The following is a 12,289-nucleotide window of genomic DNA, read 5'->3' as shown; positions in this document are numbered from 1 at the left end:
ACCGAGCAATGCACATCGTCGGCGACAAGTCGGCGAACGCCCCGACCACCGGCTCGCGACTGGTGACATGCAGGGACGCTGTGCCGGGCCGGACAAATCCAGCGGCCGGCCGGCGACCCAGGCGGCCGAGGCGAGGCGGAGAACATCGGTGAGCAACCCGCAGGAGCACCGTCACCGAGACCACGACCACCCGCGAGCAAACCGTGCTCGACTTCTCCGGCGGTCGGGTTCTGCGACTCCTCAAACCTGAGCGCCCTGCCTAGCGTTCGCGACGACTGCACGCCAACGGCGGCACGTTGACGGCCGTCAAAGCCCTCACCAACCTCGCCAGGCCCATCCGGATCCGTGGCATGAACCGGCTCGTCACCGTCTACCCGCGTACCGTCGGTCAGCCTCGAGACACTGACGGCCAGCAACCGTCGACGCGACCACCGGGTTCCCGCAACCCCGGGGCATCCGTCATCGGACCCGATGGAGATCCGGAACAGAGGCTGGCTCCACCATCGCGAGCACCGGTCCCCCGGTACTGAGCATGTGCGCCACGACCGAGCTCCGCATGAACGGGCGGCCCGGACCGGTACACGAGCCTGCGGCACATGCCCGCGCTGCGTGACAGCGGGGCGCCAGCCCCACAGTACGTGAATGCAGCAGCCAGGTTTTCACCGTGAAAAACACACCCAACACTCATGTTTGATTTTCGTCGCACCTCGCGACCTGGACGAACCCAAAAAACTTCCACTTTCGAGTGAACCGACCCGCACAGGGCACCGAATACCTGGCAGAGGGGAGGTGATTGCATGAGAACAGATTGTTCGTCCCGGCTCGATTCCCGGTCCGTGGTATTGCGACGTTCACTGCTGCTGGCGGGTTTCCTGCTCGGCTGCGGGTTGGTCGCGCTGGCCTCGGCAGGTTCGGCACAGGCCGACGAGCAGGACCGTCCGTCACGCTCGTCGCAGACACCCGGCGAGTCGACGCCGGGCGGTGGACTGCTCGGTGGGCTCCTGGAACCGGCGGCACCCGCGGTGTCGTCGGTGTTCGAAGTGACCGGTCCGGCAGTGTCAGGTGTGTCGCGAGTCGCGGCACCGGTGGTGGAACCGGTGGTCGGGGTGGTGGAGCCGGTGGTGACGGCTCCGTTGCCGGCCCCGGTCACCGAACCCCTGTCGCCGGCGCTCGAGCTGTTGGCGCCCGTGACCGAGCCGCTTCTGGGTCCCGCCGAGCCGGTGGTGACGCCGGTGGAGCGGGCACTGGGTATCCGACCGCAGGCGCTGGGCGTCGATCCCACGCGGGCGTCGTCGCAGGCACCCGCCTCCGTCGGGATCGCCGCTGACGTCGACCGGTCCGATGTCGGCGCGGCCGTCCCGGCGGAAACGTCGCCACCACCGTCATCAACGGGTTCGTCCGCTGCGGTGAAGGCCATTGCTCCGCCCTGGACCAGGGCGACGACGGCGACGTCGAACGGCAAGGCAGTGCACGTCGCGGCGTCGCAGTGGCATGGCGGGCATAGGGGCGGCCCGGGGTCGCCGCGTCCGGACCAGGCAGTCCTGGCCGGCGCGACGGGCACGGCGTCCTCCGGCGGCAACGCCGGCGGTGTGTCCGGGCAGGCGGATCTGCCCGGCCACCAGGGCATCGTGCCGCATGACGGCGTTCAGATGGTCTACGCCGAGCGCTGGTTGCTGCGGCCGTGGTGCTACGTGTTCGGGCGACATCACCCGAGCTGAGTTCTTCCCTTCGTGAGCTGACCACTGCACGAACCAAGGCTTCAAGGGAAGAAGGAACTCGATGCGCAAGTACGTCCAACGCGGCCTGTTGGCCGCGGTGATCTCCGGCGGGTTCGTCCTGCTGGGGCAGTCAGTCGCGAACGCCGACACGGTCGACCAGGGTCCGCTGGGCCTGGGTGGGCTGGTGGGGTCGGTCACCAACACCGTCACCTCCACGGCGGGCGGCGGCAACGGCGGCGACTCCGGCGACGGCGGCAACGCCACCAGCCACAACAAGGCGCGGTCCGGCAACTCCGGGAACTCGGGTGACTCCGGGTCCACCGGCGGCAACTCCGCCTACGGCGTGTGCGTGCTGGCCGAGTGCACCACCCACGTCAGCTCGGGCGACTCGGGCGACACCGGGTCGACCGGCAACACCGGCGACGCCACCAACACCAGCCACACCACCGGAGGCAACTCCGGTACGGCCGGCGACGGCGGCGACGCGATGGCGTGGACCGAGGGCACCAACAGTGGCGCTTGGTGGCACCACCGGAACAACTCCGGTGACAGCAACGCCGAAGCCGTCGGCGGCAACGGCGGCGACTCGGGCCAGGGCGGCGACGCCTCCAGCTCGAACAAGGCCGTGACCGGAAACTCCGGCGACTCGGGTAACAGCGGCTCGACCGGCGGCAACACAGCGGTGACATACACCGACGGCCACCACGGCCAGTGGAACCACAACTGGAACCCCTGGAACCCGGGCAACCGCGGTTGGGGCCACGGCAAGGAGTACGGCTGGAACAACTGCGACTCGTCGTGGAACCACCACGGCTGGGCTCGGCACCACGAGTCGACGACCGTCGTCGGCTCGGGCGATTCCGGTGACACCGGCTCCACCGGCACCACCGGCGACGCCACCAACACCAGCTGGACCACCGGGGGCGATTCCGGCCCGGCCGGCGACGGCGGCCACGCCGACTCGCTGACCGGCCACCTGGTGTAAGTACATCGACAGGCGGTGGGCGGGACCGGCGGTGGCCGGTCCCGCCCTCTGCTGTCGAAACCACCAGCCGGTTGCCATCCATGAGCCGGCCGAAGTCGTCCTGTGTGTTCCGCCCTTCGGTTCCCGATGGCGAGGTCGCGGAAGACCTCGGGGCCCGCGAACAGCGCCGGCGGAAGCACTGCAAGGATTACGCGGGTGTCCGCTCCAACCACCGACATCGAGAATGCGGCTCGTGTCCTGCGCGACGGCGGTCTCGTGGCCGTGCCGACCGAAACCGTCTACGGTCTCGGCGCGAACGCCGAGGACCCCACCGCCGTCAGGCGCATCTTCCAGGCCAAGGGACGCCCACCATCCCATCCGCTGATCCTCCACATCAGCGGTGCGGAGCGCCTCGACGATTGGGTCCAGGACGTTCCCCCCACCGCGCGCCTGATCGCCGAACGCTTCTGGCCGGGACCGCTGACCCTGGTCCTGCGACGCGGCCGCCGGGTGCCGCTCGAAGCGACCGGTGGCCTGGACACGGTGGCCGTGCGCGTGCCCGACCACCCCGTCGCACTCGCGCTGCTGACCACCTTCGGCGGCGCCGTGGCGGCCCCGTCCGCCAACCGCTTCGGCTCGGTCAGCCCGACCACCGCCGACCACGTCCGGGCGGAACTCGGTGACGCCGTCGACTTCATCCTCGACGGCGGCCCCTGCCACATCGGTCTCGAGTCGACCATCGTCGACGCCACCGGCGACGTTCCCGCCATCCTCCGACCGGGCGGCGTGACGCGCGAGGACCTCGAGACCGTCCTGGGACACCCGCTCGCCGTCCACTCGACAAGCCAGGTCCGGGTGCCGGGTCAACACCCGTCCCACTACGCGCCGCAGGCGCAAGTCGTCCTGGTCGAACCCGAGGACCTCCTCGCCGAGGCCGAACGCGCCGGTGCGCTGGGTCACCGGGTGGGCATCCTGCTCCCGCCCTCGGCGACCGCCCCGGTGACGGCACACGCCGTGATCGCCGTCCCCGCCTCGATGCCCGCCTACGCGCGCGGCCTCTACGGGTTCCTGCGCGAACTCGACCGGGAGGGGTGCGACCTCATCATCGCCTCCCTGCCGCCCGAGGACGGGGTCGGACTGGCGATCGCCAACCGCCTCCGCCGAGCCGCAGGACCCCGACCCAACCGCTGACCGACCGCCCGCTGTGCGGCTTGTAGCCGCGGGCCGCGTCAGGTCGCGGGAACGTGCTCCAAGCCGCGGGCCGCGACGACGTGCGCGCTGCCGTCGGCCAGCCGGTAGCACAGCCCCACCACGGCGGTGCGGCCGGTGTCCACCCGCTCGGCCAGCACCCGCGACCGCTCCAGCAGCAGGTCGACGGTGCGGCTGACGTGCTCGGCGACGATCTCCCGCGGCTCCACGCGGCCGGCGGCCCGTGCCGCCAACACGCTGGGCGTGACGCGCTCCACGACGTCGCGGATGTAGCCGGCGGGCACCGCGCCCTCGTCCACCGCGGCGCACGCGGCGTTGACCGCGCCGCAGGCGTCATGGCCAAGGACCACCACCAACGGGCAGTCCAGCACCTCCGACCCGTACTCGATGCTGCCCAGCACCTGCGCGTCCATCACGTGACCCGCCGTGCGCACCACGAACAGGTCACCCAGGCCGCGGTCGAAGATGATCTCGGCGGCCAGCCGGGAATCCGAACAGCCGAACAGCACGGCGAACGGTCGCTGCGCCGGTGCGATCTCCGCGCGCCGCGCCGCATCCTGGTTCGGGTGCTCCGGCGTACCGGAAACGAAACGCTGGTTACCTGCCAGCAGCAGCTCGAAGGCATCCAGGGGGGCCGTGGAGTGGATCTCGGGCATGCCCACATCCTAAGCCAAGCCCTCGCCCGTCCCACGAAAAGCTCATTGCCGCCGGCGACGTGCAGTCGATCTTCCCATTGACCTGAGTAGCTGTTTCCGAGCTACTGCTGTCGGGTGAGTCGGCGACTGGTGATGCGGATCATGGACCAGCGGACCATGGCCTCGTGGTGGTGGGGTAAGCGTTCGTAGTCGCGGACGCAGCGGCGGTGTCCGGTGATCCAGGCAAGGCTTCGTTCGACCACCCACCTTCTGGACAGCACGGTGCAGTACGGCACTTGCGGGCGTTAAACGATCTCGACCACCAGGCGAAGAGTTTTTCGTGCCCAGTCGATCAGAGGGCCGGTGTAGGCACCGTCGGCCCACACCAACGAGACCCGCCCGCCGGCGATGTCGCGCAGACGCCGCAACAGGCTGCGCGCGGCGACCCGGTCCTGCGTCGAGGCCGGCGTCACCAGCACCGCCACCAGCAGGCCCAGGGTGTCCACGACGATGTGGCGCTTGCGGCCGGCGACCTTCTTCCCGCCGTCCCAGCCCCGCGTGGCCCGGCCGACGGTGGCGGCCGCGCGCATCGACTGCGAGTCCACGACCGCCGCCGACGGCGCTCCCACCCGCCCTTCCACAAGCCGGACCCGGTCACGCAACGCGTCGAGCAGCCGCTGCGACGCACCGACCTTCTCGCACGCGGCGAAACGCTTGTACACCGTCGGCCACGGCGGGAAGTCGGCCGGCAGAGCACGCCACTTAATGCCGTTGTCGACCACGTAGAGGATCGCGTCCACGATCACCCGGCGGCAGTATTTCTCCCACCGCCCGCCCCGACCGGCCAGGCACGCCGGGTCGGCCAGCAGCGGATCGAGTTCGGCCCACTGGGCGTCGGTGACGTCGGTGGGATACCGAGCCGTCCGCACGGTGGGCTGGTGGGAGGCGGACAGGCGGCAGCACGGGGCACCCGCGGTGCACCGCCCGCGGGGATCGGGCACGATAACAACGGAACTCCTGGCAGAGCGGCGCTTCGACAACGTCCGATCTACCAGGAGTTCCCTCGTCTGCGCACCAGAGGCCCTCACCTGATCAAGCTCGGAAACGGCCCCTGAGGGCCGCCCCGGAGCCGCGCGGTATTAATCCTTGACGAGCAGATCCCAGTTACCGTATGGGTTCTTCTCGCATTTGTAGGCATACCACCAATCGGCGTCCAGGCCGTACTCTCCAGCATCCTCGCAATCGAATTGATACTCGAAGGTGTCAACCCATTCCCAACGCTCTGCCAGGGACCGCTCGCTAGCGGTACCCGTAGGAGACGACACTGCGGCAGCGACAGTTGAGGCACCACCCACCAAAAACAAAGCAACTGCGGCCACTGCAGCCGCAAACAAGCGTTGCATTTTGACCTCCCAAGGTTAACCCCGTACATTTATTATTGAAGCCCGCCGAATACCGGGCCAGCTTCCCAAGGGTTCCACCTAGCAGAGTCACGACACCGCGACAGCCGAGCATCACCCGAACGAGACGCGGAACCCCATCCCCGACTGGACGATCGGCTACTACGACGCGAGCGACAACTGGATCGCCACCACCCGCGTCCACAACACCGCCACCTACCTCGGCCCCCTGGCCAACGTCATGGCCGGCACCATGCTGTCGACCAACCCGGACGTGCAGGTGGCCGTCGGCACCGCCAGCCGCGCCTGCCCCACCCCCACCCACTGCACCTACTACAACACCGCGCTCTCGACGCTGCCCATCACCCTGAACTTGTAAGTGGCCGTGTGGGAGCTTGGGCAGGTGACGACCCTCTGGTGCGCAGACGAGGGAACTCCTGGTAGATCGGACGTTGTCGAAGCGCCGCTCTGCCAGGGACTCACGTCCCAGAGAATCACATCTGTAACGTCAAGAAGACCGCGACCGTGATTCAGGTACGGCGCTGGGTCTCGCGTCCCAACACCCCGCGTGGGGACGGGTCGAAGCCCCGCCCCAACGGGTGCTACTCGGGCGCGGACGGCCCGCAATTTGACTCCACCACCAGGCTGCCGGTGTGAAACAGCTGGTCAGCCCTGTTCCCATCCTTTGGTGCTCCCGCCGGGGATCCGAACCTGCGCATCCATGCAAGGCGACCTCGGGTATCAGACATGTTCGCCGATCCCCATCCGGAGTTGCGTCTCCTGTGCCCGCTCGGCTGCCGCGCTGGCTCCGTAGTGGCGGGGCATGTCCTCGGAGGTCCAGCCGAGTAGGAGCATCAAGTCGCCCGTGTCGCCGCCGGCGCGCTTCCACTCGTGGGCGAAGTTGTGGCGCCAGCGGTGGGCGTGGACGCCGGTCAGGCCGGCGGCCAGGCCGCGCCGCTTGAGCATGATCTTGATGCCGTTGGTGCCAGGCGGCGGGCGCCGTGGTCGGCCAGCCACAGGTCGGGCAGGTCGGCTCCCTTGTGCTTGGCGCGGGCGCGCAGGTAACGGCTCAGGGCGCGGGCGGTCTTGGGGCCGAAGCGGACGCGTCGGTCCTTGTTGCCCTTGCCGTGGTAGTGCGCCGAGTCGGCGTTCATGTCCAGGTCGGCCAGGGTCAGGTTGCCGACCTCGGACAGCCGCGCGCCGGTGTTGCAGTAGAGGCGGATGATCGCCTCGTCGCGCAGCTGGACGAAGCCCTTGCCCTTGCAGGTGCCCAGGACAGACCTTCTTCGTGTCCTCATCGCCGATGACGGGATGAGCTTCTTGGCCGGCTTTGGCTGCTTGACCCGTTCCACCGGCGAGCGGTCGATGTCCTCCTCGTCGACCATGAGCCACTTGAAGAACTGCTGGAGACCCTTGTGTTTGTTCAGCGCGGTGGCCGCCGAGCGGGTGTCGATCATCCAGGCCTGGAACGCCTCGACGTGGCCCTTGGTCACGTCGCACGGGTCGCCGGCCGCGTCGTCGGCGTCCGGGTCGGGTGAGTGCTCGGCCGGGTACCGCGCCAACTGGGCGGCGGCGAGCAGGTAGTTGTAGCGGGTCGTCTCCGGGTGGTTGGCCGAACGCAGGGTCCGGTCCCAGTCCCGGAGGTATCCGGCCCAGGTCTTCGACAGGCCGGTGGTGATCTTGTCCAGGTCCAGCAGGGGCATCGCGGTGGTCCTTCCGAGTCAAGGTGTCGCTGAGCGACGTGCTCGACCTCGAAGAACGAACCAAGATCGCCAAAAGAGGGCCCTCGCAGTGTCTGACCTGCGAAGACCCTCTTGGCCGTCGGGACGACAGGATTTGAACCTGCGACCCCTTGACCACCAGAACTGTCCAAATCATCCCTGACCTGCGGAAACGCTAAATTAGCAGGTGGCGACGGTGCAGTTGAACGCACTTCATCGCGGTTCACTCCGGTTCTTTCTCCTTGAATCCTCCCAATCGCCTACCATCTTCCTCCCACGGCGGGCTTATGTCGACCGCTACGACCGTCGAACATATGTGCGGCTGTCAAGTGGCCGGAGTTCTCGCCACGAGCACCGCGGCCGTAGCCACGACAGCTGCGTCTTCGAATCCACTTGATCGACGATATAAAGCTACGGCGGTTCGACTCGCAGGTCAGAGCTGCGAAGCTGACTTTTGGCACCCACGCACGGGACCGGGTCGTGGCCACCTCACTGCACGACCGCTGCAACTGGACTTCACTGGCCCCGGTGATGCGTGGCCAGCGAGGACCTACCAGCGCTACTGCGACCTGTCGGCCCTGTGGGTCCGGGAGCACCGCTGTGCACCCGATGAACCAGAACGCCGTCTCTTCGCCGGCACGCCGAAGGACCACCGTGCTCATCACCTGTCCGAAGTGCTTCACCACCGACGACGTGCGGCCTCCCTGCGGACTGCCCGATGGCCTGCTGCAGCACCTACTCCACGCCCTACGTGAGTACGAGCACTGCTACAACACCCACCGCCTCACTAGGGCATCGCCAACGGCCAACCAACGCTCACCCGGCTCGACATCCGCCAACGACCGGGCGGATTCATCAACGAATATCACCATGTTGTTTGACCTGCATGGACGGCATTGCGGCAAGCATAGGGCCGCAAAAATCGGTTTTCACCCCCTGTGGGTATGGTTCTTTTCTGGCGGGTTGCGATGCTGCACTGTAGTGGGATGACCGATGCCAGCGGCGTATCTCACCAGGTGACCCAGTCCGCCAGTGCAAAGGGAGGAGTGGTCGTCCAGATCGGCCGTGACGGAACAGTGTTCTTCGGAGACGGCCTGGGCAACGGCGCGGCCGGGAAGCACGCCGAACTTGACGGTTGGGAGTCCGCCCAGGCGCGACTATCCGCCTACCTCGACGCGGCGGTGGAGGTCTTCGAGCGCGATCTGGGCAGGGCCGGCTCGGGGTGGACCCCGGTGCCCATGCAGGTCCAGCAAGTGGCGACGAGGGTGACGACTGCCGCCGGAGGAGGACGTGCGCGGCTGCCGGCGCACGAAGTCCTGGGCGATGGTGACTGCGTACTGGTGGGGGAACCCGGTTCTGGCAAGACGACCGCGTTGATGGCGGGCGCGCTGCGGATCATCGCGCGGTGGCGTGACGAGGTCGACCACACCTGGGTTCCGGTATTCGTCCGGGCAGTGGACCTGGTCTCTCCGCGCCCGCTGCCCGAGGTGCTGGCCAGCGCGGTCAACGCCCGGTTCGGTGCTCTGGGGATCATCCGGAGTTGGTCGTCCGGGTTCTTCCGCGATGCTCCGGCGCCCGCGGGCCGGTGGTTGGTTCTCGTGGACGGTCTCGACGAGGTCGTCTCGGTCTCCCTACGCCGCGCTGTGCTGGAGATGCTGGAGGGCTTCTCTCGGCGCGCGAGCGCGACTTACGGGTTCGTCCTGACGACCCGACCGTTGCCCGACCCGACGGCCAGGCCGTTGCCCGACGACGGCATCCCGGATACGTGGGGGCTCGCCAAGTACCGCATGCTGCCGTTGGGCCGGAAATCGCTGGCGGACCTGGCCGGCCGGTGCTTCGCCGCGGCCGGTGCGGCGGAGCCCGACCGGCTGGTGGAACAGTTCCTGCGGGCCGTTGACCGGGTGGGGGTCGCGAAGCTCTCGCGGGTGCCGTTGATGGCGACCATGCTGTGCGAGTTGTACCTGAACCGGCAGTCGGACGCATTGCCCGCGAGTCGGTACCGACTGTTCGACAGCTACACCGCACTGCTGGGCGAGCGGATGTTCACCGACGACGCCAGCAGTGTCGCCGCCCAGTTGCGCGCGGCCGTCGTCACCGCGTTCGGATCGCCCGCGGCGGACGAGGCAGACCAACTGCTCGACCACCTGCCCGACGTGGTCGCCGCCATCGCCTTGATCCAGCGACGCTCACCGGAACGCACGACGCTGGACCTACTGGACAAGACGACACAAGAACACCGGCCACCCCGGATACCCGAGAACCTGTGGCGGGCCGTCGTCGTGGCGACGGCCCGCCGAACCGGTCTGCTCACCCAGCGGGGAGCCGACCTGGTGTTCCCCCACCGGTTCATCGGCGACTTCCTGGCCGCCCGCCGGGTGGCCGGGAACCGGCGGGAAAGCGCACATGTCTTCCGCAGGATGTTCGGGTCGGTAGGCGGGCGCAACCCGCTGTCCCGATCGCCCTTCGGATCGTCGGGCGAAGACGACGCCAGCGACGCTTCGTCGTTCTGCCGCTTCCTGATCGAAACCTGGGCCGGGCGAAAGCGGTTGCGGTGGGCGCTGCACCTGCTCGTCCGACGCCGCGACGCCAGCGGCCTGGAGGGGTGCCGACTGGTCATCGCGTTGGCCGAGGAAGGCATGCACCTTCCTGGTGGTGTCCTGGCCGCCACCACCGCCGCTCTCACACGGACGGCGACCCGGCACCGGGAACCCGAAGTGCGCCTGGCCGCCGCCCTCGAACTCGCGAAGATCAAGGACGAGCGCAGCCACCGACTACTGGAGGCATTGACCGGTGATCTGACCTCGTCGTTCGAGGTCAGGCTCTCGGCAGCGGTCGGGATGGCCGGCTTGGGACACGACAAAGCGCCAGCCGTGCTGTCCACCCTGGCCCGTGACCACCTGGGCTCGGAAGACTCGCGGCTGGCCGCAGCCTTCGAACTGCTCCAACACGCACCTTCGCTCGGTGCCGACGCCCTGCACCACCTGGCGTTCTCCCCGACCATCTCCGTGCCCCTGCGCTTACAGGCTTCGACAGAACTGCTGGCCGTCGACCGGGATCGCGGAGGCGATGCCATGACGGCGTTGACCAACCCCCGCACCGTCGCTCCCCACGACCGGCTTCTTGCGGCTTTGCAACTTGCCCGTTTCGACGACCGGCGAGCCGGGGCCGCGCTGGCCGACCTGGCAGGAGAACGCGCCGCCGCGTTCGCCGTGCGGTTTTCCGCCGCGGTCGAACTGGGCAGGCTCGGCGACACGCGGCGCGCGTACTGGCTGCACCAGTTGGCGATTGATCGGGAAGTCGCCGTCCCCCACCGGCTGGCCGCCGCGGTGCAACTGGCTGCCGACGACCCTGCAACGGCACGCGACGTGGTCCACGGCTTGGCCTCTGATCCGGCCCGCCACCCTGACTTCCGTCTGGTCGCGACACAGCAGCTGATCGCCCTGGAAGATCCACGCGGCAGGGAAGTACTCATCGACCTGGCGGTGGGCCTGCCACTGGACGACGACATCCGGTTCGACGTGCTCAGTGACTTGATCAGATTGCGCGATCCAGCCGCTTTAGCGGAGCTCGCACGCACCACCGACCACCGGGCGAACCCGGACCCCACCACCGTGCAACGCGCACAGCTCACCCTGGACCGCTTAGTCGATGTCGAGGGCATCGACGGATGGGGAGGCGTCGCCCGATTGGCACACCTCGAACTGCCCATCCGCCTGAAGGCAATCGACCAGTTGAGCAAACTCAACACCACACGCGCCAGGACCCTGCTCGCAGATCTCGCCGACAACACGGCCCTCGACCTTACGATCCGAAAAGCCGCAGCCAACGCCCTCAAACCCAAATGACAACTCGTCAAGTGCCCACAGTTCTCGCCGGGAACATCGCGGCCGCAGCCAGGATAGCTGCATCTTCGACACCACTTGATCGACAGTACGACGCTACGCCGGTTGAACTGGCGGGTCAGAGCTGCAAGGCCGACTTTTGGCACCCCACACGCCGTCGCCCGCCACTCCTGACACAACCGCCCGATCGGCACCGCATCGCTCTACGACCGCACGGAAGGGCGCCAGCCCGCGACCTCGGACATCGCTGCAGCCGGTGAGTACGGAACGCGCCGACGCACCTGCCACCGCGCAGTCTGGTTCATCGGAGGGCGGGGACAGCCTCCGCAACCGGGACTACCGGTACCGCCGGCTGCGCGATGCCGCGCTGTCCCCCTTCTGCTGCCGGCAAAAGCACCTCGAACGGCAGCATCCAAGCGGAGCGATAGAGTCATGCAGGACACCGCAGATCGCCTTCAGCAGAGCCTGAAGAGACGACCACTTGACCAACCGATATGTTGCAGACCCAACCCACAAAATTGCCCACATCGTCCTCTGACCTGCGGAAACACTAAATCAGCAGGTGACGACGGTGCAGGTGAATGCACTTCATTGCAGTTCACTCCGGTTCATTCTCCTTGAATCCTCCCAATCGCCTCCCATCTTCCTCCCACCTCAGGCCCCCGCCGACCGCAACAGTCGTCGAACACATGTGCGTTCGGCGCAAGTGACCAGACTTCACTAGGATTGAGCACTTCAGCGATACGGCTATGTCCGCCGCGTCACTCGCAGATGGCGCGACCACGCCATCCCGGCCCTGC

At 67.9% G+C, this 12,289-nt stretch carries 9 protein-coding genes; 5 read left to right on the top strand and 4 right to left on the bottom strand.

Going from position 1 to position 12,289, the window contains the following annotated elements; genetic code table 11:
- Nucleotides 1-836 precede the first annotated feature (836 nt).
- The 3 genes from ACRAKH_RS13065 (at nt 837) to ACRAKH_RS13055 (ending at nt 3,873) form a co-directional block, all read left to right on the top strand.
- Nucleotides 837-1,718, top strand: a complete 882-nt coding sequence (locus tag ACRAKH_RS13065) for a hypothetical protein (RefSeq protein ID WP_380719383.1) — start codon at nt 837-839, stop codon at nt 1,716-1,718.
- A 61-nt stretch (nt 1,719-1,779) separates the two neighbouring features.
- Nucleotides 1,780-2,703, top strand: a complete 924-nt coding sequence (locus ACRAKH_RS13060) for a hypothetical protein (RefSeq protein WP_380719385.1) — start codon at nt 1,780-1,782, stop codon at nt 2,701-2,703.
- Between the two features lie 195 nt (nt 2,704-2,898).
- Nucleotides 2,899-3,873, top strand: coding sequence for an L-threonylcarbamoyladenylate synthase (locus ACRAKH_RS13055; RefSeq protein ID WP_380719387.1), 975 nt, complete (start codon nt 2,899-2,901; stop codon nt 3,871-3,873).
- A 38-nt stretch (nt 3,874-3,911) separates the two neighbouring features.
- Here the strand turns inward: ACRAKH_RS13055 and ACRAKH_RS13050 are convergent, their stop codons facing one another.
- Nucleotides 3,912-4,547, bottom strand: a complete 636-nt coding sequence (locus tag ACRAKH_RS13050; protein ID WP_380719389.1) for a carbonic anhydrase — start codon at nt 4,545-4,547, stop codon at nt 3,912-3,914.
- Between the two features lie 284 nt (nt 4,548-4,831).
- Nucleotides 4,832-5,455: an IS5 family transposase gene (locus ACRAKH_RS13045; RefSeq protein ID WP_447009969.1), complete on the bottom strand. Its 624-nt coding sequence runs from the start codon at nt 5,453-5,455 to the stop codon at nt 4,832-4,834.
- 724 nt (nt 5,456-6,179) lie between these two features.
- On the opposite strand from ACRAKH_RS13045, the gene ACRAKH_RS13040 reads away from it, so the two are divergent.
- The gene (locus ACRAKH_RS13040; protein ID WP_380719393.1) at nt 6,180-6,305 is read left to right on the top strand and encodes a hypothetical protein; all 126 of its coding nucleotides are present in this window, start codon (nt 6,180-6,182) and stop codon (nt 6,303-6,305) included.
- Between the two features lie 362 nt (nt 6,306-6,667).
- Here ACRAKH_RS13040 and ACRAKH_RS13035 read toward each other — a convergent pair whose 3' ends face one another.
- Nucleotides 6,668-6,892 carry a hypothetical protein gene (locus ACRAKH_RS13035; RefSeq protein ID WP_380719395.1) on the bottom strand — a complete coding sequence of 75 codons (225 nt, stop codon included), beginning with the start codon at nt 6,890-6,892 and terminating at the stop codon, nt 6,668-6,670.
- Complete coding sequence (locus ACRAKH_RS13030; protein ID WP_380719397.1) at nt 6,859-7,629, bottom strand: tyrosine-type recombinase/integrase; 771 nt, start codon at nt 7,627-7,629, stop codon at nt 6,859-6,861. The genes ACRAKH_RS13035 and ACRAKH_RS13030 overlap by 34 nt, the downstream gene beginning before the upstream one ends.
- 1,004 nt (nt 7,630-8,633) lie before the next feature.
- Between ACRAKH_RS13030 and ACRAKH_RS13025 the strand changes: the two genes are divergently transcribed.
- Nucleotides 8,634-11,492 carry an NACHT domain-containing protein gene (locus ACRAKH_RS13025; RefSeq protein WP_447009840.1) on the top strand — a complete coding sequence of 953 codons (2,859 nt, stop codon included), beginning with the start codon at nt 8,634-8,636 and terminating at the stop codon, nt 11,490-11,492.
- Nucleotides 11,493-12,289 lie beyond the last annotated feature (797 nt).

This window comes from Saccharothrix hoggarensis (assembly GCF_052936025.1).
Note: the sequence above shows the minus strand (reverse complement) of the source record. Positions and strands in the feature narration are given on the sequence as shown.